General features: G+C 70.1%; 26 protein-coding genes. 11 read left to right on the top strand and 15 right to left on the bottom strand.

Going from position 1 to position 24,720, the window contains the following annotated elements:
- Nucleotides 1-231: 231 nt before the first annotated feature.
- Nucleotides 232-1,158, top strand: a complete 927-nt coding sequence (locus AB6807_RS30230) for a DUF2272 domain-containing protein (RefSeq protein WP_371087448.1) — start codon at nucleotides 232-234, stop codon at nucleotides 1,156-1,158.
- Nucleotides 1,159-1,173: 15 nt separating this feature from the next.
- Here AB6807_RS30230 and AB6807_RS30225 read toward each other — a convergent pair whose 3' ends face one another.
- The 6 genes from AB6807_RS30225 to AB6807_RS30200 all read right to left on the bottom strand — a co-directional run bounded on the left by AB6807_RS30225 (nucleotide 1,174) and on the right by AB6807_RS30200 (nucleotide 5,843).
- Complete coding sequence (locus AB6807_RS30225) at nucleotides 1,174-1,422, bottom strand: DUF3297 family protein (protein ID WP_116912020.1); 249 nt, start codon at nucleotides 1,420-1,422, stop codon at nucleotides 1,174-1,176.
- 111 nt (nucleotides 1,423-1,533) lie between these two features.
- Complete coding sequence (locus AB6807_RS30220; RefSeq protein WP_371087447.1) at nucleotides 1,534-2,040, bottom strand: ribonuclease HI family protein; 507 nt, start codon at nucleotides 2,038-2,040, stop codon at nucleotides 1,534-1,536.
- 7 nt (nucleotides 2,041-2,047) lie between these two features.
- Nucleotides 2,048-2,533, bottom strand: coding sequence for a hypothetical protein (locus AB6807_RS30215; RefSeq protein ID WP_371087446.1), 486 nt, complete (start codon nucleotides 2,531-2,533; stop codon nucleotides 2,048-2,050).
- A gap of 117 nt (nucleotides 2,534-2,650) precedes the next feature.
- Nucleotides 2,651-3,649: a Bug family tripartite tricarboxylate transporter substrate binding protein gene (locus AB6807_RS30210; RefSeq protein ID WP_371087445.1), complete on the bottom strand. Its 999-nt coding sequence runs from the start codon at nucleotides 3,647-3,649 to the stop codon at nucleotides 2,651-2,653.
- A gap of 57 nt (nucleotides 3,650-3,706) precedes the next feature.
- On the bottom strand, nucleotides 3,707-4,651 hold the full coding sequence (locus tag AB6807_RS30205) for a hydroxymethylglutaryl-CoA lyase (protein ID WP_371087444.1): 945 nt from the start codon (nucleotides 4,649-4,651) through the stop codon (nucleotides 3,707-3,709).
- Nucleotides 4,644-5,843, bottom strand: a complete 1,200-nt coding sequence (locus AB6807_RS30200) for a CaiB/BaiF CoA transferase family protein (RefSeq protein WP_371087443.1) — start codon at nucleotides 5,841-5,843, stop codon at nucleotides 4,644-4,646. The genes AB6807_RS30205 and AB6807_RS30200 overlap by 8 nt, the downstream gene beginning before the upstream one ends.
- A gap of 142 nt (nucleotides 5,844-5,985) precedes the next feature.
- Here AB6807_RS30200 and AB6807_RS30195 point away from each other — a divergent pair, with 142 nt between their 5' ends.
- The 8 genes from AB6807_RS30195 to AB6807_RS30160 all read left to right on the top strand — a co-directional run bounded on the left by AB6807_RS30195 (nucleotide 5,986) and on the right by AB6807_RS30160 (nucleotide 13,722).
- Nucleotides 5,986-6,885, top strand: coding sequence for a LysR family transcriptional regulator (locus tag AB6807_RS30195; protein ID WP_132748931.1), 900 nt, complete (start codon nucleotides 5,986-5,988; stop codon nucleotides 6,883-6,885).
- Between the two features lie 34 nt (nucleotides 6,886-6,919).
- On the top strand, nucleotides 6,920-7,708 hold the full coding sequence (locus tag AB6807_RS30190; RefSeq protein ID WP_371087442.1) for a glutamine amidotransferase: 789 nt from the start codon (nucleotides 6,920-6,922) through the stop codon (nucleotides 7,706-7,708).
- A gap of 144 nt (nucleotides 7,709-7,852) precedes the next feature.
- Entirely contained in the window at nucleotides 7,853-8,485 is a 633-nt protein-coding gene (locus AB6807_RS30185; protein WP_286516637.1) for a phosphatidylcholine/phosphatidylserine synthase, read from the top strand.
- A 75-nt stretch (nucleotides 8,486-8,560) separates the two neighbouring features.
- Nucleotides 8,561-9,136 carry a glutathione S-transferase family protein gene (locus AB6807_RS30180; RefSeq protein ID WP_116912026.1) on the top strand — a complete coding sequence of 192 codons (576 nt, stop codon included), beginning with the start codon at nucleotides 8,561-8,563 and terminating at the stop codon, nucleotides 9,134-9,136.
- A 96-nt stretch (nucleotides 9,137-9,232) separates the two neighbouring features.
- Nucleotides 9,233-11,692 (top strand): penicillin acylase family protein, encoded by a 2,460-nt coding sequence (locus AB6807_RS30175; RefSeq protein WP_371087441.1) that lies wholly within the window; start codon nucleotides 9,233-9,235, stop codon nucleotides 11,690-11,692.
- Nucleotides 11,693-11,707: 15 nt separating this feature from the next.
- The gene (locus AB6807_RS30170; RefSeq protein WP_371087440.1) at nucleotides 11,708-12,358 is read left to right on the top strand and encodes a histidine phosphatase family protein; all 651 of its coding nucleotides are present in this window, start codon (nucleotides 11,708-11,710) and stop codon (nucleotides 12,356-12,358) included.
- Nucleotides 12,359-12,439: 81 nt separating this feature from the next.
- Nucleotides 12,440-13,402, top strand: coding sequence for a DnaJ C-terminal domain-containing protein (locus tag AB6807_RS30165; RefSeq protein ID WP_116912028.1), 963 nt, complete (start codon nucleotides 12,440-12,442; stop codon nucleotides 13,400-13,402).
- 2 nt (nucleotides 13,403-13,404) lie between these two features.
- Entirely contained in the window at nucleotides 13,405-13,722 is a 318-nt protein-coding gene (locus AB6807_RS30160) for a chaperone modulator CbpM (protein ID WP_371087439.1), read from the top strand.
- 46 nt (nucleotides 13,723-13,768) lie between these two features.
- Here AB6807_RS30160 and AB6807_RS30155 read toward each other — a convergent pair whose 3' ends face one another.
- Entirely contained in the window at nucleotides 13,769-15,520 is a 1,752-nt protein-coding gene (locus tag AB6807_RS30155; RefSeq protein ID WP_371087557.1) for a dipeptidase, read from the bottom strand.
- Between the two features lie 105 nt (nucleotides 15,521-15,625).
- On the opposite strand from AB6807_RS30155, the gene AB6807_RS30150 reads away from it, so the two are divergent.
- On the top strand, nucleotides 15,626-16,201 hold the full coding sequence (locus tag AB6807_RS30150; protein WP_371087438.1) for a DNA-3-methyladenine glycosylase I: 576 nt from the start codon (nucleotides 15,626-15,628) through the stop codon (nucleotides 16,199-16,201).
- 31 nt (nucleotides 16,202-16,232) lie between these two features.
- Here AB6807_RS30150 and AB6807_RS30145 read toward each other — a convergent pair whose 3' ends face one another.
- Both AB6807_RS30145 and AB6807_RS30140 read right to left on the bottom strand, forming a co-directional pair.
- Nucleotides 16,233-17,399 carry a serine hydrolase domain-containing protein gene (locus tag AB6807_RS30145; protein ID WP_371087437.1) on the bottom strand — a complete coding sequence of 389 codons (1,167 nt, stop codon included), beginning with the start codon at nucleotides 17,397-17,399 and terminating at the stop codon, nucleotides 16,233-16,235.
- 8 nt (nucleotides 17,400-17,407) lie between these two features.
- Nucleotides 17,408-18,391 carry a Bug family tripartite tricarboxylate transporter substrate binding protein gene (locus tag AB6807_RS30140; RefSeq protein ID WP_371087436.1) on the bottom strand — a complete coding sequence of 328 codons (984 nt, stop codon included), beginning with the start codon at nucleotides 18,389-18,391 and terminating at the stop codon, nucleotides 17,408-17,410.
- Nucleotides 18,392-18,508: 117 nt separating this feature from the next.
- Here AB6807_RS30140 and AB6807_RS30135 point away from each other — a divergent pair, with 117 nt between their 5' ends.
- On the top strand, nucleotides 18,509-19,417 hold the full coding sequence (locus AB6807_RS30135; RefSeq protein ID WP_116912034.1) for a LysR family transcriptional regulator: 909 nt from the start codon (nucleotides 18,509-18,511) through the stop codon (nucleotides 19,415-19,417).
- Between the two features lie 122 nt (nucleotides 19,418-19,539).
- On the opposite strand, the gene AB6807_RS30130 is transcribed toward AB6807_RS30135, so the two are convergent.
- The 6 genes from AB6807_RS30130 to gcvA form a co-directional block, all read right to left on the bottom strand.
- Nucleotides 19,540-19,887: an alpha/beta hydrolase gene (locus AB6807_RS30130; RefSeq protein WP_371087435.1), complete on the bottom strand. Its 348-nt coding sequence runs from the start codon at nucleotides 19,885-19,887 to the stop codon at nucleotides 19,540-19,542.
- 280 nt (nucleotides 19,888-20,167) lie between these two features.
- Nucleotides 20,168-21,151 (bottom strand): tripartite tricarboxylate transporter substrate binding protein, encoded by a 984-nt coding sequence (locus AB6807_RS30125; protein WP_371087434.1) that lies wholly within the window; start codon nucleotides 21,149-21,151, stop codon nucleotides 20,168-20,170.
- Between the two features lie 144 nt (nucleotides 21,152-21,295).
- Nucleotides 21,296-22,117 carry a hypothetical protein gene (locus AB6807_RS30120; RefSeq protein WP_371087433.1) on the bottom strand — a complete coding sequence of 274 codons (822 nt, stop codon included), beginning with the start codon at nucleotides 22,115-22,117 and terminating at the stop codon, nucleotides 21,296-21,298.
- Between the two features lie 153 nt (nucleotides 22,118-22,270).
- Nucleotides 22,271-23,011, bottom strand: coding sequence for a hypothetical protein (locus tag AB6807_RS30115; protein WP_371087432.1), 741 nt, complete (start codon nucleotides 23,009-23,011; stop codon nucleotides 22,271-22,273).
- Nucleotides 23,012-23,025: 14 nt separating this feature from the next.
- Nucleotides 23,026-23,697 carry a DUF1345 domain-containing protein gene (locus AB6807_RS30110; protein ID WP_286516648.1) on the bottom strand — a complete coding sequence of 224 codons (672 nt, stop codon included), beginning with the start codon at nucleotides 23,695-23,697 and terminating at the stop codon, nucleotides 23,026-23,028.
- Nucleotides 23,694-24,698 carry a transcriptional regulator GcvA gene (gene gcvA, locus AB6807_RS30105; protein ID WP_371087431.1) on the bottom strand — a complete coding sequence of 335 codons (1,005 nt, stop codon included), beginning with the start codon at nucleotides 24,696-24,698 and terminating at the stop codon, nucleotides 23,694-23,696. The genes AB6807_RS30110 and gcvA overlap by 4 nt, the downstream gene beginning before the upstream one ends.
- Between the last annotated feature and the right edge of the window lie 22 nt (nucleotides 24,699-24,720).

The raw sequence follows: 24,720 nt of genomic DNA, 5'->3' as shown, positions 1-24,720 counted from the left end.
GCGCACGGTCGACCGATCGCGGTGCGGCGTGGGCTCGGTAGGCCCACGGCTATGCTCGCGCCCATGCCGCCCTACGACACGACTTTCAGCGCGCGACGCTGCTTCGCCACCCTTGCCTGCACCCTCGTTCTCACCGCGGCTTTTCCCGCCCTCGCGTCCCCCTCGTCACCGTCCTCGTCTTCCTGCATCGACACCGCCACCCAGCTCCCCTCCCCCGCCCGCGCCCTCGCGATGGCCACCTACGCCACGCAGGAGCACCAGGCCTTCGGCGGCCAGGCCATGGACGCCGAAGGCCGCATGACCGAGGCGGGCGACTCCGAAGCCGAAGACACGCGCCACACCATTCCCAGCCTCGCCCCGTGGCAGCGCGTGCTCGCCTATTGGCAGGCGGTCGACCCGCGCCTGCCCACGCAGGTGCGCTACGGCGGGCTGCGCCCGGCCAACCGGCACCTGCTGCTGCAGGCGCTGAACGAGGCGACGGCCGGGCGGCTGCAAGGCATGGGCGTGGGGCCCGACGAGGGGCTGGCGTCCGACGAGCTGCGCGCGGTGCAGGTGGCGCTGGCGCGCGTGTCCATCGTCGACACGCCGTGGTCGGCCGCCTTCATCAGCTGGCTGGCGCGGCAGGCCGGGCTGGCGGACGACGAGTTCGTGTTTTCCGAAGCGCATGTGGACTACGCGGGCGCCGCGTGGCAAGCCGGCACCGACGAGGCCGCCGGCCGGCCGACGCGCTACGCGATGCGCGCCTGCGACCTGATGCGCACGCCGCCGCGCGTGGGCGACCTGGTGTGCCAGGCGCGCGGCGCGGGCGCCGAGCTGAACACCTTCGACAAGATCGGCGAGGTGCTGGCCACGCGCGACACCGGCGGCGACGCGCTGCCCATGCATTGCGATGTGGTGGTGAACGTGGAGGCCGCGGGCTTCGACACGGTGGGCGGCAACGTGCTGCAGTCGGTCACCCGGCGCCGGCTCGACTTCGCGCCGGGCACGCGGCTGCTGGACCCGAGCTACCTGCCGGAGGGGTGCGCGCCGGCGTCTGGCGCACCTGGTGCACCTGGTGCATCCGGCACATCAAGCGCCTCTGGTGCATCTGGCGCGGCCGGCTGCATCGATCGCCACATGAGCCGGCAGCCTTGGTCGCTGCTGCTGCAGTGGCGCTGATCTCAAAAAGAAAGATTACTTGTAGAAGGCCTCGACGGTGCCCTTGAGCTTGAGCAGCAGGGGCTTGCCCTTGCGGTCGAGGGTCTTGCCGGCGGGCACCTTGATCCAGCCTTCGCTGATGCAGTATTCCTCAACGTCGAGGCGTTCCTTGCCGTTGAAGCGAATGCCGATGTCGTGCTCGAAAGCGGCAGCCAGGTGGTGCGGGCTGCGCGAATCGCTGGAGAGGTGGTCGGGGAGTGGGGGGCGGGGAGTGGCTTCTGTCATGGCGCGTGATGATAGGGGCTCCGCGCGGCCCTGGGGCTGACTCCGGGCCTGGCCCCGGGTTGCGGTGGGCCCGGCGCCGCTTCTCTGACGCCGCTTTCTAACGCCGCAGCTCTAGCGCCGCTTCTTCTTCGCCGGGCGCGCGGGCGGCTTGGGCGCGAAGCCCAGCGCGGCCCGCGCGAGCGCGTCGGCCTCGCCGTTGCGGTGCCGCGGAATCCACTGCACGCGCGCGTCGTCGAAGCTGCCGAGCAAGGCCCGCGCATCGTCGAACAGGCCGGCCAGCCGCGCGATGGGCTTGGCCCGCGCGGGGCCGAGCTGCTCTACCAGGATGCTGTTGTCGCTGTACGCCCGCACGGCGCTCACGCCGCGTTCGCGCAGGTCTTGCAGCGCCAGGGTGAGCGCCCGCAGCTCGGCCTCGTTGTTGCAGCCGGTGGTGTGCGTGGCCTGCGACAGGGTGTGGCGCGTGCCGTCGGGCGCGGTGATGACGGCGCCGATGCCCATGCGCCCGGGGTTGGGCATGGCGCTGCCGTCGCAGTGCACGGTCCAGGGTACGGGGCCGGTCTGCAGGTCGATCGGCAGGCCCACCGGTGCGCCGATGCCCACGCTGTCGTTCAGGCTCATCGCGCGCTCAGCAGTTGTTGCGCTTGATGCCTGCCAGGTTGCAGGGCCGCTGGCCGGGCGGCGGGCCGGGGTCGCGCACCTGGTGCGGCGGGCGGCGAATGGGGCGGGCGCCGTCGTAGTACGGGTCGTCGGGGCCGAGGATGTAGACCGGCGGGTCGCTCGCCGGCCGCTGCTGCGTGTCGGCGGGGTAGCGCGGGATGATGGCCGGGCCCGAGGGCGGATTGGCGGCCTGCTGGGTCGCCGCAGGTGGTATGGACTGGGTGGACTGGGTGGATTGCGCAGGTGCCGCGCCGGCCGGCGGGGTGTACGCGCGCCGCGTTTCATCGACCGGCGGCGACTCCAGGATCTGCACCTGCGCCGCGCGCTTGCTGCCCGGCGGGCAGGCGACGTTGGTGTACGAGATGGCCCCGCTGGCGTCGGTGCAGCGCACGACTTCCGCGTGCGCACCCAGGGCGACGGTGAAGATCGACAGGAACAGGGCCAGGGAGCGCATCGGGTGAAATCTGTGGACGAGCCGGAAGGAAGAGCCGTGGGAAAGAATGTGGCCCCACTGTAGCCGCAGCGCCCGCGCCCGGCGAGCCCCGCGCGCACGCCCCCACTCACCGCGTCGTCATTCGGGCTCGATGCCCGCCGCGCGAATCACCCGTCCCCACTTCTGCGACTCGGCCGCCTGGAACTGCGCCAGCCCCTCGGGCGTGCTGGTGACGGCCTCGCCGCTGGTGGTGGCCTGGTAGGCCACGACCGAGGGCGCGGCCGACACCTTGATCATCATGTCGTTCAGCTTCTGCGTGATGGCCGCGGGCGCGCCGGGCGGCAGGTACACGGCCGTCCAGTAGGACATGTCGTAGCCCTTCACGCCGGCCTCTTCCACGGTGGGCAGCGCGGGCACGGCGGCCAGGCGCTTGTTGCCGCTGACGGCCAGCGCGCGCAGCTTGCCGCTCTTCACCTGCGGCAGCGCGGTGGGCGCGTCGGCGAACATGAAGTCGACCTGCGCGCCCAGCAGGTCGGTGATGGCCAGCGGGTTGCTCTTGTAGGGCACGTTGACCACGTCGATGCCCGCCATCTGCTTGAGCAACTCGCTGGCCACGCGGCTCGACGAACTGCCGCTGCCGAAGTTGAGCTTGCCCGGCGCCCTCTTCGCGGCGGCCACCAGGTCGGCCACCGACTTGATGGGCGATTCGGCATTCACCAGCAGCAGCATGTGGCCCTTGGACAGCAGCGCGACCGGGGTGAAGTCTTTCACCGGGTCGTAGGGCAGCTTCTTGAACAGGTGCTCGTTGGCCGCGTGCGTGGTGTTGGTGGTCATGAGCATCGTGTAGCCGTCGGGCGCGGCCTTGGCCACGTACTGCGCGGCAATGAAGCCGCTGGCGCCGGCCCGGTTGTCCACGATGACGGGCACCTTGTATTCCGCGCCCAGCGCCTGCGCCATGCTGCGCGCCTGCTGGTCGGTGCCGCTGCCCGCGCCGAAGGGCACGACGATGGTGATGGGCTTGCTCGGGTAGGTCTGCGCGTGCGCGGGAACGGCCGCCGCGGCAACGGCCAGCAGGGCCGCGCACAGCGTGGCTGACAAAGCCAGTGGCGCGCGAAGTCGATGGAAGAAGGGGGGCACGGTGTTGTCTCCTGTGGAATGTTCTTTGTGTGCGCGTCGTGGGCCGCTCGGCGGGCCTCAGTGCCGGAACCTGGCCAGCGTGCCGGCCCGCATGAGCTTGCCCGGCAGCGGGTGGCCGACGATGCCCTCGGCCATCTGCGCGCAGTCGATGAGCGCATCGAGGTCCACGCCGGTTTCGATGCCCATCTCTTCGCACATGAAGGCCAGGTCTTCGGTGCAGATGTTGCCGGCCGCGCCGGTGTGGCCCGCGAAGGGGCAGCCGCCCAGGCCGGCGCAGGCGCTGTCGAAGGTGTCGATGCCCATCTGCAGGCCCATGAGCGCGTTGGCCATGGCGGTGCCGCGCGTGTCGTGCAGGTGCAGGCCCAGGCGCAGCGCGGGCCAGCGCTCGCGCACGGCGCCCACCACCGCGGCAATGGCGTTGGGCTGGGCCCAGCCCACGGTGTCGGCCAGCCTCAGGATGGGCAGGCGCAGGTTGAACTCGGCCATCACCTCGAACATCTGCGCCACCCGCTCGACCACGGTGGCCGGGGCAATGGCGCCTTCGAGGTTGCAGCCGAAGGCGGTGGTGACGATGCCGCGCGTGACCGCGATGCCGTGGTCGACGCAGAAGGCCAGCGTTTCCCGCTGGGCCTCGCGCAGCGCGGCCAGGCTCTTGCCGCTGTTGCGCACCGAGAAGGCCTCGGACGCGTTGGTGCCGATGGTGCCTTCGATGTCCAGCTGGGTGCGCATGGCGCGCTGCATGCCGCGCAGGTTGAGCCAAAGACCGGTGTAGCGCACGCCGTCGCGCCTGCGTATCGACTGCGCGACCAGCTCGGCGTCGGCCATGCCGGGCACGCGCTCGGGGTTGACGAAGGACACGCACTGCACCTCCTGCAGCCCGGTGCCGGCCAGCGCCTCGATCAGGCGCACCTTCTCGGTCGATGCGATGTGGCGCGTCTCGATCTGGAAGCCCTCGCGCGGGCCCTCCTCGTGCAGGTGAACGCGGCGGGGCAGGTCAGACATCGGCATCTCCTTGGGACTGTGCTTGGGGCTGTGCTTGGGGCTGTTGCGGTGCCTCGGTGGCTTGAACCGGCGCCCCGAACTCCGCGTTGTGCTGGCCCAGCCGCGGCGCGACCGAGCGGTGCGCGGGCCGCTGGCCGTCGATCGACAGCGGCAGCGCGGTCAGCCTGAAGTCTTCGCCCGGCACGGCCTGCAGCATGCCCAGCGCCTCGACCTGCGGGTGCGCGATGGCCTCGGGCACGGTGTGCACGGGCGCGCAGGGCACGCCGGCAGCAGCGAAGCGCGCGCTCCAGTGCGCGCGGCCGTGCGCGCGCAGCAGCGGCACGATCTGCTCGAACAGCGCGGCCTTGTGCTGCAACCGCAGCCGGTTGGTGGCAAAGCGCGCGTCGGTGGTCCAGTCGTCGCGGCCGAGTTCGTGCGCGAACTTGGCGAACAGGCGGTCGTTGCCGCAGCACACCAGCAAGGGCGCGTCGGCGGTGTCGAAAGACTCGTAGGGCACGAAGCCCGGGTGGCCCGAGCGGTGGCGCTCCGGCAGGCGGCCTTCGTTGGCGTAGGCATCGGCCTTCTGGCCGGTCCACACCAGCGCGGTTTCGAGCAACGACGCGCTCACCACCCCGCCCTTGCCCGTGGCATGGCGCCGCTGCAGCAGCGCGAGCGCGCCGATCACCGCCCACATGCCCGTGCCCTGGTCGCACACCGAGGCGCCGGTGCGCATCGGCGGATCGTCGGGCCCGCCGTTGATGCTCGACAGGCCGCTGAACGCCTGTATCAGCGGCTCGTAGCCCGGCTGCATGCCCAGCGGGCCGGTGTGGCCGAAGGCGGAAATCTCGCAGTAGATGAGGCGCGGGTGGCGCGCGCACAGCGCGGGCCCGTCGATGCCCATGGCGCGCGTGACGCCGGGGCGCAGGTTGTGGATGAGGATGTCCGACTCGCCCGCCAGCCGCTCGAACACGGCCATGCCTTCGGCGCTCTTCAGGTCGAGCGCGACCGACTTCTTGCCGCGGTTGAACACATGAAAGTTGAGCGCGTCGCCGTGCCTGAAGGCCGAGCCCATGTGGCGCGCGTCGTCGCCGCCTTCGGTGCGCTCCAGCTTGACGACGTCGGCGCCCAGGTCCGCCAGGATGGCGCCGGCAAAGGGGCCGGCCAGCACCTGTCCGAGTTCGAGCACCCGGATGCCTTCCAGTGTTTTTTGCATGTCCGCGGCCCGAGGGAACGGGCTTGTCTCTGTGGTGAGGGCGAGTCTGGCCCTCGGCCATTGATCTGGGAAGACGAATATTTCTATATCTGTGATAACTTGGCCGGATCAATCCCGACCGGGTCATGCCCGCGCCGTTCCCGTGCGAATCGACATCACCCTGCAGCAGCTGCAAGCCTTCGTGGAGGTCGCGAAAACCTCCAACTTCCGCGCGGCGGCGCATGCGCTGCATGTGTCGCAGCCGGCGCTGAGCCGCACCATCCGCATCGTCGAAGAACTGGCCGGCGCGCGGCTGTTCGACCGCGACACGCGGCATGTGGAGCTGACGCCCGCGGGCCGCGAGCTGCTGCCGATTGCGCTGCGCATCCTGGAGAACTTTCACAGCTCGTTCAGCGAGCTGTCGCAGTTCCTGGAAGGGCGCAGCGGGCACCTCACCATTGCCGCGCTGCCCTCCACCGGCTCGGCGATGCTGCCCAACGCCATCGCGGAATTTCGCGCGAGCCATCCGCAGGTGGCGTTCTCGTTCATCGAGGGGCCGGCGGAGCTGGTGCGCTCGGCTGTGGACGAAGGCCGGGCCGATTTCGGCATCAGCGTGCGCCCCGGCCCGCAGGAGCCGATGCAGTACCGCCACCTGATCGACGACCCCTTCGTGCTGCTGTGCCGGCGCGACGACGCGCTGGCGGGGCGGGCCTCGGTGGCGTGGTCGGTATTTGCCACGCGGCCCTTCATTGCCAGCGGTTTTCGCAGCAGCATCCGCCCGATCACCGACGCGGCCTTTCTGCAGCGCGGGCTGCAGGTGGTGCCGGCGCTGGAGTACCCGAGCGTGGCCGCGGCCGGCGCGCTGGTGGCGGCGGGGCTGGGCATCACGGCGCTGCCGCGGCTGGCGCTGCAACTCACGCGCAACGACGACCTGGTGACGGTGCCGCTGCAGCGCCCGGCCATGTCGCGCCCCATCGGGCTGGTGACGCGCGCGGGGCGCTCGCCCTCGCCGGTGGGGCGGGCCTTCATGGACCTGCTGCACCGCAGGGAGGCCGCGCGCTGAACCGGCTCTTTCGCGCTGCGGCATGATCGCGGCCATGCAAGAAAACGCCCCGGAAAAGGCTTTGAATGAAGCCTCGAACACAACCCTGAAAGCCCCCCCGCACCCGCTCGTCATCGTCAAGGTCGGCAGCACCTTCGAAGCCCTTCGCGCCCGCCGTGGCGACTTCGAACACTGGATTGCCGACGGGCTGGCCACGCAGTCGCTGCCGATCCTGGTGGTCGACCCGCGCCGGGGCGACACGCTGCCCGCAGTGGACGCGGTCTCCGGCGTGGTGGTGACGGGATCGCACGCGATGGTGTCGCACCGCGAACCCTGGAGCGAAACCACCGCCGCCTGGCTCGCGCAGCTGGTGGCGCGCCGCACGCCGGTGCTGGGCATCTGCTACGGCCACCAGCTGCTCGCGCATGCGCTGGGCGGCGAGGCGGGCGACCACCCGCAAGGCGCGGAGGTGGGCACCGTGAGCGTCACGCTCGACGCTGCCGCCGCCACCGACCCGCTGCTGCAGGGCCTGCCCGCGCAGTTTCCGGCGAACGTGGTGCACTGGCAAAGCGCGCTGCGGCTGCCCGAAGGGGCGGTGCGCCTGGCCGGCAACGACCACGAGCCGGTGCAGGCCTTTCGCGTGGGCGAGAGCGCCTGGGGCGTGCAGTTTCACCCCGAGTTCGACGACGAGGTGATGCGCGGCTACATCGACATGCTGGCCGACGGCCTGCGCAAGGAAGGCGCCGACCCGGCGGCGCTGCGCGAGCGCGTGGCCACCACGGGCGCGGCGGCGGGGTTGCTCGGGCGCTTCGCGCGCATCGTGGAAGCGCACGAAGGAGTTTGAGAGCGTTTAAGGGCGTTTGAGGGCAGCCCGGCGCCGGCCTTTCGTCGGAGCGCGACTACAAAAAGCGCCCCGCGCTTGGGTTAAGGTGCGGGCCATTCGTCGCTCGATCGTCGCCTTCAGAGACCGCCCCGTCTCCCCCTCTTCATGACCACGCCTTCACCCGCCCGCAAGCATTTCTCGATGATCCGGGAGTTCCACCTGGCCGACGTGTTCACGCTCGGCAACGCGGCATGCGGGGTGGGCGGGGTGTTCCTGGCCATGGCGTTCATGGCGAGCCAGTCGCTCACGCAATTTTTGTGGGCGGCGGCGCTGGCACCGGCGGCCTTCATCTTCGACGTGTTCGACGGGCGCATCGCGCGCTGGCGCCAGACGCAGTCGGCGCTGGGCCGCGAGCTCGACTCGCTGGCCGACGTGATTTCCTTCGGCGTGGCGCCGGCCGCGCTCGGCTTCGCGGCCGGCCTGAACGGCGGGTGGGACTGCGCCATCCTCATCTACTTCGTGTGCTGCGGCGTGAGCCGGCTCGCGCGCTACAACGTGACGGCCGAATCGCTGTCCGAAGGCGCCAACAAGGTGAAGTACTTCGAAGGCACGCCCATTCCCACCAGCGTGGTGCTGGTGGGCGTGCTGGCGTACGCGGCCTGGCATGGCCGCATCGGCGATGCGCTGTGGGGCGGCGCCTGGGTGGTCGGGCCGTGGCAGTTGCACCCGCTCACGCTGATGTTCGCGCTGTCGGGCACGCTCATGATCAGCAAGACGCTGCGCATCCCCAAGTTCTGAGTTGCTTCCCCACTGGTTTTTTCCCGGGTTTTTTTGAGTTTTTTCTGAGTTTTCAACGACGAAGGAGACTGGCTCATGAAGCTGTATTTCGACCCGCACAGCCGCTCGCAGGTGGCCAAGTGGATGCTCGACGAGGCGGGCGTCGACTACGAGATCGTCACCACCCTCATCAAGGACAAGGCGCACAAGAAGCCCGAGTACCTGAAGATCAACCCCGCCGGCAAGCTGCCCGCGCTGGTCGACGGGCGCACGCGCGTCTTCGAGAACGCGGCCATCTGCATGTACGTGGCCGAGAAGTTTCCCGGCAAGCAGCTCGCCCCGCCCGTGGGGTCGCCCGAGCGCGGGCGCTACCTGTCGCTGATGGTCTATTCGACCTCGCAGCTGGAGCCCGCAATGGGCGACAGCCTCATGAAGATTCGCAGCAACAACAGCGCGCGCGGCTGGACCGACTTCGAGCACGCCAAGGACGCGGTGGAGCGCGAACTGGGCGAAGGCCCTTACCTGTTCGGCGCGCGCTTCACCGCGGCGGATGTGATGATCGGCTCGATGTTCATCTGGCACCGCGCCTTCGGCGGGCACTCGAACCGGCCGAAGATCGATGCCTACATCAACCGGCTGCAAGCCCGGCCCAAGGGCATGAAGTTCGGCTGAGCAGCGCGCGGGCGTGCCGCGCCGGTGACAGACGCGGCAGCGGGCACGCCCTTTAATCGGCTTGCCGATTCACTCCAAGAACAACACGCCCGCACCATGACACCCAAGAAGACAGCTTCGTTCTCCCGGTTGCCCCTGACGGCCCGTTCCGCCCTTTTGGGTTTTCCGCCTCTTGCGCCCCTCGCGCTGGCCGCCGCCGCCCTGCTCACCGCCTGCGCCAGCGCGCCACCCCCCACCGGGCGCAGCGTGACCATCGAGCGCACCGCCTTCGGCATCGCGCACATCACCGCCCCCGACTACGAAGGCCTGGCCTACGGCAGCGCCTACGCGCACGCGCAGGACAACGTGTGCCAGACGGCCGAGCACCTGCTCACGCTGCGCGGCGAGCGCTCGCAGTTCCTGGGCGCGCAGAACATGGGCGAGCTGGGCCTGGGCCGCGTGCCGAACGCGCAGATCGACCTGTTCATCCGCTATCACATGGACGACGCCGCGCTCGCGCGCGCCGGCGCCACCACCAGCCCCGACGTGCAGGCCGCGCTGCGCGGCTACGTGGCCGGCTACAACCGCTATTTGCAGGACGCCGGCCCCAACGGCCTGCCCGCCGCCTGCCGCGGCAAGCCCTGGGTGCGCCCGATGACCATGGCCGACCTGTCGCGCGCCACCGAGCAATCGATGATCCAGGGCGGCCTGGGCGCGCTGGCGGGCGCGGTGCTGGCCGCCGTGCCGCCCTCGCCCAACGCCGCAGCTGCAGCAGGCGCCAAGACCAGCGCCGCGCCGGTCGACCTGAAGGACGCCGTCGCCGAAATCGGCCGCCACAGCTTCAACGCCAACCCCGAGGGCGGCGAGCTGGGCTCCAACGGCTGGGCTTTCGGGCGCAACGCCACGCCAGACGGCCGCGGGCTGCTGCTGGGCAACCCGCACTTTCCATGGACCGGCACCAACCGCTTCTGGGAAATGCACCTGACCATTCCCGGCCAGGTCGACGTGATGGGCGCCACCGGCGGCCTGAGCCCGGTGGTGTCCATCGGCTTCAACAAGGACGTGGCGTGGACGCACACGGTGTCCACCGGCAAGCGCTTCACGCTGTACGAGCTGAAGCTCGACCCCAGCGACCCGACCGTGTACTGGGTCGACGGGCAGCCCAAGAAGATGGTGGCGCGCACGGTGGTGCTGCCGGCGGCCGCAACCGGCGGCAACGGTCCGGCGGTGCAGCACACCTTCTACGCCACCGACTGGGGCCCCGTCATCTCGCTGCCGCGCGCCGGCCTGGGCTGGACCGCGCAGAAGGCCTACGCCATCCGCGACGCCAACACGCTGAACGTGCGCTCCGCCGAAAGCTGGATGAAGATGGCCCGCGCCCGCAACGTGGCCGAGCTGCGCGAGGCCATGGGCAACCAGGGCATGCCGTGGATCAACACCATCGCGGCCGACCGCGACGGCAACGCCATGTACGCCGACCTGTCGGTGGTGCCCGACGTGTCCGCCGACATGCTGCGCACCTGCGCGCCCTCGCCCGCCGCCGCGGCGCTGCTGAACGCGGCGGGCCTGCCGGTGCTCGACGGCTCGCGCAGCGCCTGCACCTGGAATCGCGACGCCACGGCGGCGGCGCCCGGCATCATCGCGCCGGCGCGCATGCCGGTGCTGGTAACGCCCGACTACGTGCAGAACAGCAACGACAGCTTCTGGCTCGCCAACCCGCGCGTGGCGCCCATGGCGGGCGTGTCGCCGCTGGTCGGCCCCATCGGCGTCGCGCAGCGGCTGCGCACGCGCAGCGCCATCATGGAAATCGAAGGCCGGCTCGCCGGCAGCGACGGCCTGCCGGGCAACCGCATGGGCGCGGCCGAGCTGCGCAGCGTGATCTTCCGCGACAAGAACCTGGCCGGCATGCTGGTGATGGACGACCTGAAGGCGGCCTGCGCGAACGCGGGTTCGACGCTCACCGTCGAGCAGGCGCACGGCTGCCGCGTGCTGGCCGCGTGGGACCGCACCAGCAACGCCGATTCGAAGGGCGCGCCGCTGTTCCGCGAGTTCTGGCGCAAGGCCAAGGACATTCCGAAGGTGTGGCGCCAGCCCTTCGACCCGGCGCAGCCCGTGACCACGCCGGCCGGCCTGGACATGGCCACGCCCGCTACGCGCGACGCCGTCTTCAAGGCCGTGGGCGACGCGGTGACCACGCTGCGCACGGCAGGCTACGCGGCCGACGTGCCGCTGGGCGTGCCGCAGTCGCGCCTGGTGCGCGGCCAGCAGATCGCGCTGCACGGCGGCGACGAGTTCGAGGGCGTGCTGAACAAGCTGGAGTCGCAGGGCCAGTCGCTCATCGACCCGAAGGGCTACAACGTCAACTACGGCAGCAGCTACATGCAGGTCGTGACCTTCGACGAGCGCGGCCCGGTCGCGCAGGGCCTGCTCACCTACGGGCAGAGCAGCGACCTGGCCTCGCCGCGCGCCTACGACCAGCTGCCGCTGTTCGCGGCCAAGCAGTGGCATCCGCTGCCCTTCCACCCGGCGGACGTGCAGGCGCAGCGCGAAGGCAAGCCGCTGCAGCTGGCGTACTGATCGATCATCGAAACCATGTCATCACCCACCCCTTCCACCCACACCGCCGCCGGCGGGCTCGCGCAGCTGGTGCAGCTGGCGCAGGCCCAGCCGCTCGCGCCGGCCTGCGACCACTTCTACTTTCTTCGCCACGGCCAGACCGGGCGCAACGCGCTGCGCGTGTTCCAGGCGCCCGACGAGCCGCTGAGCGAGCTGGGCCTGCAGCAGGCGGCGCGCGCGGCCGAGTTGCTGGCAGGCGAGCCCATTCGCACCCTGGTGTGCAGCGACGCGCGGCGCGCCTTCGACACGGCCCACACCGTGGGCGCGGCGCTGCGCCTCGTGCCCACGGCGCACGAGACGCTGCGCGAGCGCAACTTCGGCGCGCTGATCGGCACCTCGTCCGCCAACATCGACTGGGCCTGCGAGCCCGAGGGCGGCGAGACGCTGTCGCAGTTCGTGGCCCGCAAGCGCGCCGCGCTCGACGCGGCGCTGCGCCAGCCCGCGCCGGTGCTGGTGGTGGCGCACGGCGGCACGCTGTACGTGCTGGCGGCGCTGCTGGGCGTGCCGGTCGACGTGGGCATCATGGGCAACGCGCAGCCATTGCGTTTCGAGCGCAGCGGCCCCACCTGGGCCGTGAAGCCGCTGCTGCGGCCAGCAGACAACGACGGCGGGGCCGCACTGGCATAGCGCAGCCACCCGAAGCGCCCGAAAACGCCCGAAGGCTCCCGAAGCTGCCCCGCCGTCCCCCCCAAGGAAACGCCACACACCATGGAATTCAAGGACTACTACAGCGCACTGGGCATCGAGCGCACCGCGTCGGACGACGAGGTGCGCAAGGCCTACCGCAAGCTCGCACGCAAGTACCACCCCGACGTCAGCAAGGAGCCCGACGCCGAGGTGCGCATGCGTGACATCAACGAGGCCAAGGACGTGCTGGGCGACAAGGAGAAGCGCGCCGCCTACGACGCCCTGGCCGACCGCGTGGCCCGCGGCGGCCACCCCGAAGGCGGCTTCCAGCCGCCGCCGGGCTGGGACGAGGGCTACGAGTTCCACCGCGGCCCGCGCCAGGGGCCGGCCGACCACGCCGACTTCAGCGAGTTCTTCTCGTCGCTGTTCGGCGAGGCCGAGCGCCGCGGCGCCGCGCGGCAGAACTTTCGCGCGCGCGGCGAAGACCACCATGCGGCCATCGAGATCACGCTGGAAGACGCGCTGAACGGCGCCGAACGCGAGATCACGCTGCGCGCGCAGACCGTCGACGCGCAGGGCCAGCCGCAGTGGGAGAACCGCACGCTCAGCGTGAAGATCCCGCCGGGCGTGCACCCGGGCCAGTTCATCCGGCTGGCCGGCCAGGGCATGCCGGGCCACGGCGGCGAGGCTGCGGGCGACCTGTACCTCGAAGTGCGCATCGCGCCCCACAAGCTGTACCGCGTGGAGGCGCGCGACCTGTACATGACGCTGCCCGTCACGCCCGCCGAGGCCGCGCTGGGCGCGCAGGTGGAAGTGCCCACGCCCACCGGCGGCGTGGTCGAGGTGACCGTGCCGCGCAACGCGCGCAGCGGCCTGAAGCTGCGGCTGAAGGGGCGCGGGCTCGCGGGCAAGACGCCGGGCGACCTGTACCTGCTGATCGACATCGCGCTGGCGCCCGCCGACACCGACGACGCACGCCAGGCCTACGAGCAGCTGGCGAAAGCCACGGCATCGTTCAACCCACGCCAGCATCTGGGAGTCTGAGCATGGTGAATTTCACCCTCACAACCGCCACCGCCATCAGCGCCTCGCAGCCGCTGGCGGCCAACGAGCTCGCGCACGCCGTGGGCGCCGACACCGCCTGGGTGGTGCAACTGGTCGAGGTCGGCATCCTGCACATCGAGACCACCGAGACGCTGCCCGAGCGCTGGCAGTTCACCAGCGCCGACCTGCAGCATGCGCTGGAAGCGCGCCGGCTGGAGCGCGACTTCGGCGTGGGGCTGGACGCCGCCGCGCTCATCCTCGACCTGCAGCACGAGGTGCGGCGGCTGAAGGCGACGCTGCAGGCGCACGGGCTGCGCTGAGCCCTTCACGCCGCGTCGGTGGCGGCAGCGGCAGCGGCAGCGTCCGTTACTGCATCTGCCGCAGGTTGCCGATGCGCACCAGCATCTCGGTGAACATCTGCATGTCGGCGTCGAGGTCGGGCACCTCCTTGTATTCCTTGGCGTTGTGCGCGGTGTACTTCTTGCCGGGCATCGCGGGGCCGAAGTTGATGGCGTTGGGCATCAGCTTGGCCGTGGTGCTGCCGGCGGTGGGCACGGGCTTGGCCTCCAGCCCGGTGGTGTCGCCGTAGATGTTCAGCAGCGTGGAAAGCCACGCGCCCCTGGGGTCGCGCGCCATCCAGTTGCCCTGGTCGTAGGCCACTTCCAGCTTCACGCCGCTCGCGCCGGCCCAGGCGTCGATCTTCTCCTTCACCTGCGCCTTCAGCTCGTCGGGCGTGCGCCCGCGCGGCATGCGCACGTTGACCGTGACCTCGAGCCTGCCGTCCTTGTCCATGCGCACGAGGTTGGGCGAGAAGGTCAGCGGGCCCATGAAGTCGTCGGCGTAGCCCAGGCCCATCTTCTCGCCGAGGTAGCCGGTGCCGTAGAGCGCGTCGATGTACCTCGCGGCCTTCAGGTAGTGGTTGGGCGCCAGCTGGACGCCCGACTCCTGCAGGAACAGCGCCAGCCGCGGCAGCGGGTTCACACCCTCTTCGGGCCGCGAGCCATGGGCGGAAACACCCGTCACCTTGAGCTCGACGCCGTCGGCGCCGCGCGCGATGTCGATTGCGAACTTGCCGCCCTGGCCTTCGTACTTCTGCAGGAAGGCGGGCCTGGCGGCTTCGAGCCCTGCCACGGTTGCGGCGACATCGCCCCCCTTGAGCGTGGCGGTGGCCGTCTGCGAAATGGCGTTGGCCGACGCCGAGCCCGACATGGCCGTGATGGCAGTGGCGGCGCCATCGGCCGGCTCCGCCGGGAACAGCACCTTCAGCGCGCCCGAGCCCTTCTCGGCCACCACCGCGGGGTACTTGCTGTCGAGCACGATGTTGTAGGCCGGCAGTTCGGTCTTGGTGCGGTAGTACTGCATGGCGTCGCCGCCGGTTTCCTCGGTGGTCTCGATCATCAGGCGGATGCTGCGCGCCATGGGCAGGCCGCTCTCCTTCACGGCCTTCATGGCGTAGAGCACGGCGGCGATGGAGCCCTTGTCGTCGATGGTGCCGCGGCCGTACAGGAAGTCGCCCACGCGGGTCATCTGGAAGGGGTCGAGCCGGGTGCCGTCGTCGAGCACCCATTCGGAGAGCACGGCGGGCACCACGTCGGCGTGCGTGAGGATGCCGAACTCCTCGCTGCCGGTGCCGTTGCCGTTGCTGCTGCCGTTACTTTTGAGGCTCACTTCGAAGATGCGGTTGTCGACGTTGCGGTAGGCCAGGCCGAAGTCGCCCGCCATCTTCTCGACGAGCTTGCCGAACTCCACGATCTGCGGGCTTTCGTGCGGCGGCACCTGCACGTTGCGCACCGTCGGAATGGCCACCATGGCGCCGATGCTCGCAATCACGGCCTGCTGGTTGTGCAGGCGGTTGTACAGGCCGAGCAGGCGCGCGATGTCGACGAGCTCGTCGCCAGTCAGCGGCTTTTTCTTTGCGCGGTACGCGGCCACGGCCGGCCGCAGCGTGGGCTCGGCCTTGGCGGCCTGGGTGAGAAAGGCGTTGAAATTCGCGGGCGGCTTGCCGGCCTGCCATGCAGCCGCGAGCCGCTCGAGCTGGGGCTTCTTGAGCGTGTCGGCGTGCGCGGGCGTGCTGAAGCCCAAGGCCGAACTCAGGCCGAGCGTGGCCGCGACAACCATCGACAAGGCCGACAATGGAAATTGAAAATGCTGCGTCACAGTGACTCCCTTGTTCTGAAAAGCAGCCCGACGATAGCCCAGCCCTCCACCCGACGAACCGAAAAAATGAGCAACAGCCACGACAAGATCCGCTGCGCCTGGGCCCAAACCGACCCGCTGCTGGCGGCCTACCACGACGCCGAATGGGGCGTGCCCGAATACGACAGCCGCGCGCTGTGGGAGAAGCTGATGCTCGACGGCTTCCAGGCCGGCCTGTCGTGGCTCACCATCCTGCGCAAGCGCGACGCCTTCCGCAAGGCGTTCAAGGGCTTCGTGCCCGAGAAGATCGTCAAGTTCACCGAGGCCGACATCGAACGGCTCCTGCAGGACGCGGGCATCGTGCGCTCGCGCGCAAAGATCGAGGCCACCATCGGCAACGCGCGCGCCTACCTCGCGATGCAGGCCGCGGGCGAAGACTTTTCGGAGTTCGTCTGGGGCATGGCGGGCGGCAAGCCCATCGTCAACCGCACGGGCAGCGTGCCGACGAAGACGCCGCTGTCCGAGGAGATGTCGGCCGCGCTGAAGAAGCGCGGCTTCAAGTTCGTCGGGCCGGTGATCGTGTACGCATGGATGCAGGCCACGGGCATCGTGGACGACCACGCGCAGGATTGCCATCGGCACGGGGCCGCGAAGCGGCGGTAACGCGGAGGCCTCCGTCAGGAGGCCCAGGGCTTCAGCGCGTCAGCTCCCTGCACGCCCTGATGAAGCTGTTCAGCTCCGCGTCCCGGTCGTGCTCCGCCGCGCTCGCGTAGCGCGGCTCGGGGTACACGGCAAGGTTGACCACCACCAGGCGCTCTTCGCGGTGCACGTAGATGCGCTGGCCCGAATGGCCCAGCGCGAGCATCGCGCCGTCGTCGGTCAGCCACCAGCCGTAGCCGTAACCCGTCACCCCCAGCGACAGCCGCGACGGATGGAACTCCGCGGGAATGTCGAACGCCCGCCGCGAGGCCGACTGCACCCAGCCCGCGGGCAGCACCTGCGCGCCGTCGAGCACGCCGTCGGCGGCCACCAGCATCGCGAAGCGCGCCAGGTCGCGCAGCGACATGCCGGCGCGGCTGCCCGCTATTTCCTGCCCGCCTTCGGACTCCAGCGTGTAGAAGGCCTCGTCTTCCATGCCGCAGGGCTTCCACACGGTGCGGGCCATGAAGTCGGCCAGCGTCTGGCCGGTGGCCGCGCACAGCACGCAGCCGAGCAGGAAGGTGTCGCCGGTGTTGTAGTGCCAGTGCGTGCCGGGTTCGTGCAGCGCGGGCACGTCGCGCAGCATCTGCAGCACGCCGCCGGGCACCTTGTCGGCCAGAGACTTGCTGTAGCGGTTCACGTCGGAGTTCTTGTCGGTGTAGACCTCGGACCAGCCCACGCCCGACGACATGGTCATCAGGTGGCGCACCGTGGCGCGCGCGTAGCCGGAGCCTTCGAGCTGCGGCAGGTAGCGCACCACCGGATCGTCGATGGAGCCGATGGCCCCGTCGCGCACCGCCGCGCCCACCAGCATGCCGGTCATCGACTTGACGGTCGACATGGTGCTCCAGCGCTCCCCGGGCTGCAGGCCGAGCCCGTAGCGCTCGAGCAGCACCTGGCCGTCGCGCGCCACCAGCAGGCCGGCCACGCTGTTGCGGTCCATGAAGTCTTCGACGGTGCGCGCCTCGCCCGCGTGGCGGTAGCCGAGCTGCAGCTCGTGGCCGCGCCGCAAGGGCCGCGCGACGCCGCGCTCGATGGTGCGTGTGGCGAACAGCTTGTCGACGATGCGGTAGCCGTACGACTGCAGGCACGGCGACCACAGCAGAAAGTCTTCGCTGCGCGGCAGGTGGGTGCGGGGCAGCGCCAGGGCGGGTTCGGTCATGGCTTCTTTCAATCGTTCTGGATGCCCAGGCGCGTGATCACCGGGCCCCATACGGCGGCCTCCTTCTTCATGGTCTGCGCCAGGGGCTCGGGGCCGAGGGCGCTGGGCGGGTCCATGTAGAGCGCGTCCATGCGCTGCTTCACGCCGGGGTCGGCCCAGAACCTGGCGGTCTCGCTGTTCAGGCGCGCGACCACCTCCTTGGGCGTTCCCTTGGGCACCATCAGGCCGTACCAGCCGCCGGCGGGATAGTCGGTGAGCCCGGCCTCGAACACGGTGGGCACATCGGGGAAGGCCTTGGAACGCTCGCTGCCGAACACCAGCAGGGGCACCACGCGCCCGCCTTTCACCTGCGGCACCACGCTGACGACGGCGTCGGCAACCAGCTGGGTCTCGCCGCCGATCAGGCCGACCATGGCGGGCGCGGCGCCTTTGTAGGGCACGTGCGTCATCTTCAGGCCGTAGTGCTGCGCCAGGAACTCGACGTTGAGGTGGGTCGAGTTGCCCTTGCCGGCCGAGCCGAAGTCCAGCCCGCCGGGCTTGGTCTTCGCGGCCTTCACCAGGTCGTCGAGCGACCGGATGCCGGTGGCGGCGTTGGTCACCAGCACCTGCGAGGTGCCCGCCAGCATCAGCACGGGATCGAAGTCTTTCACCGGGTCGTACGACAGCGACTTGTACGAGAACGGGTTGAGCGACATGTTCGACGTGCTCGCGAACAGGACCGTGTAGCCGTTGGGCGGCTGCTTGGCCACGTAGCTCGCGGCGACGCTGCCGTTGGCCCCGGGCCGGTTGTCGACCACCACCGGCTGCCCCATCGCGGTGCCGACCCGCTCGGCCCAGGCGCGCGCCAGCGCGTCGGCCGCGCCGCCCGCGGCCACCGGCACCACGAGCGTGATCGCGCGGGACGGATACGCCGGCTGGGCCAGCGCAACCGCGCCCTGGGCGGCGAGCACGCACGCCACGATGGCGGTGAAACAGGAGGGTTTGCAGGTCATGGGCCGCTTTCGATGGATGAAAACGGTGGCGATGCTAGGCTTCGGCCCACGCAACGTCCAATGCATATTCAGCCGCATCGGCATTACCTGGACTTATGAAAATAAAGGGCGCGCACCATGAACCTTCAGCATTTCGAACACCTGCTGGCCGTGGTCGACACCGGCTCCTTCAGCCGCGCCGCCGAGCGCCTGCACCTCACGCAGCCGGCGCTGAGCCGCAGCATCCAGGCGATGGAAGAAGAGCTGGGCGGTGCGCTGGTCGATCGCACGGGCAAGCGCAAGGGGCTGACGCCGCTGGGCGCGCTGGTCGCTTCGCGCGCGCGCCGCGTGACCATCGAGGTGTCTGAAATGAAGCGCAGCGCCGCGTTGCTCGCCGACCTGGCGGTGGGCACGGTGCGGCTCGCGCTCGGCCCGGCGCCCACCGCGGTGCTGGCGTTGCCGCTGTTGCGCCACATCGCAGAAACCTATCCGCGCCTGAAGGTGCAGCTGATCGGCGGGCCGGCCGAGCACCAGTTGCTGGCGCTGCGCGACCGCGCGGTCGATGCGCTGGTGGTCCACAAGCGCCTGCTGCCGCTGGACGACAACCTCGATGTGCAGCTGCTGCCTGAAATGCGCATCGGCTTCGTCTGCCGCCGCGACCATCCGCTGTGCGGCACGGAGGCGGTGTCGCTGGCCAGGCTGCGCGACTACCCGCTGGCGGCGAGCGGCATCGGGCTGGGCCGCGACGTGGTGCAGAGCCTGGACGCGTACTTCGGCAACGCCATGCACTTCAACGACGCGGTGCGTTTCCAGTCCGACGAGGCCTCGTGCCTGCTCGAGCTTGTGCGCACCAGCGACACGGTGTTTCTGGGCGCGGTCGAAACCGCGCGCACGCTCATCGACGCGCGCGAACTCGTCGAACTGCGCATGCCCAAGCCGCTGCGCCTGACCTCGCAGTTCGCGTTCATCACGCTGGACGGGGTGACGAAGGCGCCGGCGCTGAAGATCGTGCATGCCTTCTGTGCGGAGCACATGCGCGACCGTTGAACCGGGGAAGCTGAAAGTCTCGGGAGAAAAGCGAAGCCCCCATGAAAAAACCGGACGCTGCTTTCGCAGGGTCCGGTTCTCGGCTTGGCGGTGTCACCGAAGCGGCTTGCGCCGCCTTCGGATCACAGGCCGGCTTGACGCGTGAAGGTCAGGCCCTTGGCTTGTGCGGGCACCACGCTGCCAGCGAACGATTCGCGGCGCAGGTTCTGGCCGGGAGCGTGGGCGGCGGCCACGGCTTCGCTGCGGATGGGGGCGCGGTCGGCCGATGCGGTCAGGGCGGGAGCCACGGTCGACGACACGCCGTCGCCGTACACGTTGCCAGCGCGGGCGGCGGCAACAGCTTGGGGGGCCACGTCGGCACGGCTGTAGCCGGAGGTCACGGCTTGCACGCCTTCGTAGGTTTCTGCGTGGGCGCCAGCGGCGGCGAGCAGGGAGAGAGCGGCGGCGGCGAGGATCTTCGAGGTCTTCATTTCAATTCCTTCTTTACTGGGCTTTTTAAGTGCCGCGAGTTTGCACCACGATTCCTAGGGAAAACCCTATTCAATCGAATCGCAGTGTTCATGAAATTGAAACAATGACGAGGAACTTTCTGACGCCGCTAAGTCAACTGCCCTTTCTGGTGCACAAACGCACGCGGTGTGCGTGCATCTTGTTGACAAGCACGTTGCATGCCACCCGAAATGCCCGCTGCCTCTGACGTCCCTTTAAAACGGCAGCCATCCTGTCTCCGTCGATGCCGCCGGTAGACGGCTATTCCGCCTTGATGCCCGCCTCCCGAATCACCTTGCCGTAGCGCACCAGCTCCGCGCGAATGAGCGCGCCGAACTCCTCGGGCGTGCCACCCGCCGCGCCGACGCCCGTGGGTTCCAGGCGGTCTTCGACGTCCTTGGCGCGCAGCATGGCGTTGAGCTCCGCGCTCAGCCTGGCGAGCACGGCCGGCGGCAGGCCCTTGGGCGCGACCAGCCCGTGCCAGGCCACGACGTCGTACTCGCTCAGGCCGCTCTCGGCGACCGACGGAATGTCGGGGTAGGCCGCGAGCCGTTTCGCCGTGCTCACCGCCAGCGCGCGCAGCTTGCCCGCCTTCACGTGCTGCATCAGCGCCTCGGTGCCGGCGAAGAGCATGTCGACGTTGCCGGCCAGCAAGTCGTTCACCGCCGGGCCGGTGCCCTTGTAGGGCACGTGCGTGGCCTTTGCCTTGGCCATCTCGAACATGTATTCGGTCACCACGTGCAGGTGGCCGCCAGCGCCGCTGGACGCGAAGGTGAGCTTGCCCGGCTCCTTGCGCGCGAGCGCCAGCAGCTCCTGCAGGTTGCGTGCTTCCACGCGCGGGTTCACGCACAGCACGTACGCGCCGCGCGACAGCTGCACCACCGGCGTGATGTCGGCCACCGGATCGAAGCTCAGCTTGTAGAGCGCCGGGTTCACCGTGTAGCTGCCCGCCACCAGCAGCAGCGTGTAGCCGTCGGGCGCGGCCTTGACGCCGATCTCGGTGCCCAGCACGCCGCCCGCGCCGGGCTTGTTGTCGACCAGCACTGTCTGGCCGACGCGCTCGCCGAGCTTGGCCGCGGCCAGCCGCGCGATGAAGTCCGAGCCCCCGCCCGGCGCGAACGGGCAGACGATGCGGATGGGCTTGGACGGAAAGGCCCCCGCCTGCGCCCGTGCCAACGAAGGCACGAGCGAGCCCAGCGCGAACGCGGGGCCCAGGGCCGAGAAGCTTCGACGGTCGATGTTCATGTTGTTTTTCCCGTGGATGAAGGGCGGTGCCACGCGCGCAGGGCACGGCGCATTGCACGCCCGTGCGCGTGTGAGCGCCCTCGGGATTTGTCCTAGCAGCGCGGCGGTGCGCGCGTTGCCCCTGCCCGGCTGCCGTGTGCCAGCTCAGGAACGCGGCCAGGCCCTTATCAGCGTGCGCAGCGCGACCCCGCCACTGCCCTTCACCTCGGCGCGGTAGGTGCCCACCAGCGCCTCGCGCTCGGCCGCCGCCTGCGGGTCGTTGCGCCAGGCCAGCAGCGCGGCCACGTCGGCGTCGGGCAGCGCCGCGAGGAGCGCCTGCGTGACCTGCCTTTCGAACTCGCGCGCCACGAGCATCAGGTTGCGCGGGCGCGTGGACGTCACGCCGCGCGACCACAGCGTGTCCAGCGCCATGCCCAGCGTGCTGTCGGGCAGGCCGCTGAGCTGGCCGCCGTTGCCGCGGGCCAGTTGCTTGACCACGGCGCTCATCAGCAACTGGCTCGAGAAATCGATGTCGCGCACGTCGCCCACGGCCATGCGCTCGAGCAGCTCGGTGCGCGCGGGGTCGGCGGGGCGCGCGCGTTCGCGGTTGAAGAACTCGGCCTTGCCGGCCTCGTTCATCGCGGCGTAGTCGGTGCGCAGCTTCACGAAGCGGCCCACCGCGGCCAGCACTTCGGCACTGGGCGCGGCGCCGCCGGTGCCCGCCGATGCCACTTCCTGCTGGATGGCCGCGACCGAGGCCTTGGTGTTGAAGGCGCGGCCCGCGGCCGTGTCCAGCGCCTTGAGCGCCTTGTCGGCAATGGCCGCGTCGTCAGGGTCCAGCAGCTCTTTCGCGCCGCGCGCCACGGCGCCCGGCGCGTACGAGGCCTGGTAGCGCGGCTGCACGCCTTCGAACTGCAGCAGCGCCTCGGCACGGCCCTGCGCCCAGCCCACCACGGGCGCCAGCAGCAACGCGGGCAACAACAGCAACAGGGAACAACGGGAAGCGGCGGACGGGGAAAGGCGGTTCAGGACAAGCATGGCGCCATTATTGGCGCCGCTCCCCTCCGGGCCGGATTAGCCCTGAGCCCGCCGTGGCGTCAGTCCAGCCATCGCCCGGGCCCGCCCCCAGCAGGGGAAAAACTAGAACCGCGTCCCGACCGACAACCGCACCATGTCCTGCGCCGTGAAGTTCACCTTCGGGTCATACGCCACCCGAACGAACCAGCGCGGCCAGTCGTAGGTCACGGTGAGCCCCGCGCGGCGGATGAACTGACCGTCCACCGTGCCCTGCTTGGCCAGCAGGTCGACGGTCAGGCGCTGCCGCTCGGGCAGCGGCAGCCGGTAGACGAGGTGCACGTCCTGCTGGTCGGGGTTGAGCCGGTTGTCGCGAATCAGCGAGAGCGACAGCGCCGTGCCGTCGCTCCACTTGTAGCCGCCGTACACCGTGTACGAATCGTTCGGGTCGAAGTTCAGGTTGGCGTAGTTGCGCAGGTTGGTGCGCCCCAGCCCCGTGCCCACGAACCAGCTGTCGCCCGTTTCCACCGCGAGGCTGCCGCCGACGAAGCCGCCGGAGGCCACCTGCAGCGACGGCAGCACGCGCACCGGTCCCAGCGTGAAGGTGTGGTCCCAGCCGGCGCGCGGCTGCGCGAAGTCGAGCACCGGCGAGCGGAACCAGCCGATCCACACGTTGCCGTCGCCGTAGGTGTAGCGCAGGTTCAGGTCCAGCCCCGGTCCGGCGGGCAGGCCGCCGCCCGACACGCGGTAGGCGCCCACGGTGAGCTTGAACGGCAGCTCGGCCGCGTCGTCGTCCGCGCGGGCGGCAGGCGCGAAGGCCAGCAGCGCGAGCCCGAGCAGCCCAGGAGCGGCGAACAGCGGTTGCATGCGTGCCGTGGCGCTCAGAACAGGCTCGCGCCGATGTTGATGAGCAAGGCCAGCACCGTCGTGTTGAACAGGTACGCCAGGATGCAATGCACCGAGCCGATGCGCCGCATGGGCTTGGACACGAAGGACACGTCCGCCGTCTGGCCCGAGGTGCCGATCACCGCCGAGAAATAGAAGAAGTCGCCGTAGGTGGGCGGCTCCTCGTCCGGAAACTGGATGCCCGCCTTGAGCCCCTTGCTGGTCGAGGCGTAGTAGTCGTGCGCGTAGTGCAGCGTGAACATCACCTGCGTGAAGGCCCACGACGACACCACCGTGAGCCCGGCCAGCGCGACATGCGCGATCTTCTCGAGCCCGTGCATGTCCTTCACCACCGCCAGTTCGCCGCCGATGGCCGCCAGGCTCGCGATGGCCGAGACCACCACCAGCACCAGGATCACGCCCTGCCCCTCGTCCTGCACCTTGGCGCGCACGCGCATGAGCTGCTGCGACGAGCGCGTCATCATCACCGCGGCCAGCAGCACGTACAGGCAGGCGCCGGTGTTCCAGGCGATGAGCAGGCGCGTGACCAGGTGCGCTTCCACGGCCGAAGGCAGCAGCACGCCCACCGCGATGGCGATGGCCGCGGCAATGAACAGGCGCGGGCGCACGACCATCTGGCGCAGGAGTCGGTGTCTGGGGAGTTTCATCGGGACTTGGTGGCGGGCTTGGCGGCGAGGCTGCGCATGGGCTCGCGCTTTGTGTTCTGGCCTGCGACTGTCGGCGAAGCTCTCTTGCGGCTACCTGACGAAGACGGCTTCGCGCGGCTTTCTTGCGCCGTTTCGAGCAGCCAGTCACGAAATGCCGACACCTTGGGCCGGTCGCGCCCGGCCTCGGGGCACACGAGGTAGTACGCGAAGTCTTCGAGCCAGCTCGCGCGGCTGAGCGCCACCAGCCGGCCCTCGGCGATGTCCGGCGCCATCATCGCGGCGGGCAGCAGCGCGGCGCCTTGTCCCGCGAGCACGGCCTTCAGCAGCAGGCCCGCGTCGTCGAACGAAGGGCCGCGCGCGGGGCCCGCGTCCTGCACGCCCTGGGCCTCGAACCACGCGCGCCAGCCCTTGCGCTCGGCATCGTTCACGCGCGGCCAGTGCAGCAGGTCGGCCGGCTGCTTCGGCTTGCCGCGTTCCGCCACCAAGGCGGGCGCCGCGACCGCCACCATCTCGACCGTGAGCACGCGCTGGCTCGCGAGGCCGGGGTACTGGCCCATGCCGTGGCGAATGGCCACGTCCACGCCGTCGCGCGAGAAGTCGGCCAGCGCGTGGCCGGTCTGCAGCTGCAGGTCGATGTCGGGGTGCGCGTCCTGGAAGGACTTCAGCCGCGGCACCAGCCACGCCGACGCGAAGAACGGCGTGGCGCTGACGGTGAGAAGACCGGTCTCCGCCGGCACCGCCACCCTCTGCGTCGCATCGCTGATCTGGCGGAACGCATTGCGCACCGGCGGCAGGTAGCCCTGGCCCGCATCGGTCAGGAAGATGCCGCGGTTGACGCGGCGAAACAGCGGCACGCCCAGGTGCTGCTCCAGCGTCTTGAGCAACTGGCTCACGGCGCCGGGCGTGACGCACAGCTCGTCGGCCGCGTTCTTCACCGAGAGGTGGCGTGCGGCGGCCTCGAAGGCGCGCAATGCGTTGAGCGGTGGGAGCTGGTGTTCCATGCGTTAGCAAATCTGATCTGGA

It is taken from the genome of Variovorax sp. RCC_210 (genome assembly GCF_041355175.1).
Lineage (GTDB): Bacteria > Pseudomonadota > Gammaproteobacteria > Burkholderiales > Burkholderiaceae_C > Variovorax.
The sequence above is the reverse complement of the archived record's forward strand: the minus strand, read 5'-3'. Positions and strand labels throughout refer to the sequence as shown.

Coding starts and splice junctions, on each gene's coding strand:
- AB6807_RS30160 (WP_371087439.1), top strand. CDS start 13,405: ATGGTGAATTTCACCCTCACAACCGCCACCGCCATCAGCGCCTCGCAG.
- AB6807_RS30165 (WP_116912028.1), top strand. CDS start 12,440: ATGGAATTCAAGGACTACTACAGCGCACTGGGCATCGAGCGCACCGCG.
- AB6807_RS30115 (WP_371087432.1), bottom strand. CDS start 23,011: ATGCAACCGCTGTTCGCCGCTCCTGGGCTGCTCGGGCTCGCGCTGCTG.
- AB6807_RS30220 (WP_371087447.1), bottom strand. CDS start 2,040: ATGAGCCTGAACGACAGCGTGGGCATCGGCGCACCGGTGGGCCTGCCG.
- AB6807_RS30225 (WP_116912020.1), bottom strand. CDS start 1,422: ATGACAGAAGCCACTCCCCGCCCCCCACTCCCCGACCACCTCTCCAGC.
- AB6807_RS30135 (WP_116912034.1), top strand. CDS start 18,509: ATGAACCTTCAGCATTTCGAACACCTGCTGGCCGTGGTCGACACCGGC.
- AB6807_RS30150 (WP_371087438.1), top strand. CDS start 15,626: ATGAGCAACAGCCACGACAAGATCCGCTGCGCCTGGGCCCAAACCGAC.
- AB6807_RS30190 (WP_371087442.1), top strand. CDS start 6,920: ATGCAAGAAAACGCCCCGGAAAAGGCTTTGAATGAAGCCTCGAACACA.
- AB6807_RS30185 (WP_286516637.1), top strand. CDS start 7,853: ATGACCACGCCTTCACCCGCCCGCAAGCATTTCTCGATGATCCGGGAG.
- AB6807_RS30130 (WP_371087435.1), bottom strand. CDS start 19,887: ATGAAGACCTCGAAGATCCTCGCCGCCGCCGCTCTCTCCCTGCTCGCC.
- AB6807_RS30175 (WP_371087441.1), top strand. CDS start 9,233: ATGACACCCAAGAAGACAGCTTCGTTCTCCCGGTTGCCCCTGACGGCC.
- AB6807_RS30155 (WP_371087557.1), bottom strand. CDS start 15,520: ATGGTTGTCGCGGCCACGCTCGGCCTGAGTTCGGCCTTGGGCTTCAGC.
- AB6807_RS30140 (WP_371087436.1), bottom strand. CDS start 18,391: ATGACCTGCAAACCCTCCTGTTTCACCGCCATCGTGGCGTGCGTGCTC.
- AB6807_RS30230 (WP_371087448.1), top strand. CDS start 232: ATGGCCACCTACGCCACGCAGGAGCACCAGGCCTTCGGCGGCCAGGCC.
- AB6807_RS30125 (WP_371087434.1), bottom strand. CDS start 21,151: ATGAACATCGACCGTCGAAGCTTCTCGGCCCTGGGCCCCGCGTTCGCG.
- AB6807_RS30205 (WP_371087444.1), bottom strand. CDS start 4,651: ATGTCTGACCTGCCCCGCCGCGTTCACCTGCACGAGGAGGGCCCGCGC.
- AB6807_RS30200 (WP_371087443.1), bottom strand. CDS start 5,843: ATGCAAAAAACACTGGAAGGCATCCGGGTGCTCGAACTCGGACAGGTG.
- AB6807_RS30110 (WP_286516648.1), bottom strand. CDS start 23,697: ATGAAACTCCCCAGACACCGACTCCTGCGCCAGATGGTCGTGCGCCCG.
- AB6807_RS30170 (WP_371087440.1), top strand. CDS start 11,708: ATGTCATCACCCACCCCTTCCACCCACACCGCCGCCGGCGGGCTCGCG.
- gcvA (WP_371087431.1), bottom strand. CDS start 24,698: ATGGAACACCAGCTCCCACCGCTCAACGCATTGCGCGCCTTCGAGGCC.
- AB6807_RS30180 (WP_116912026.1), top strand. CDS start 8,561: ATGAAGCTGTATTTCGACCCGCACAGCCGCTCGCAGGTGGCCAAGTGG.
- AB6807_RS30145 (WP_371087437.1), bottom strand. CDS start 17,399: ATGACCGAACCCGCCCTGGCGCTGCCCCGCACCCACCTGCCGCGCAGC.
- AB6807_RS30215 (WP_371087446.1), bottom strand. CDS start 2,533: ATGCGCTCCCTGGCCCTGTTCCTGTCGATCTTCACCGTCGCCCTGGGT.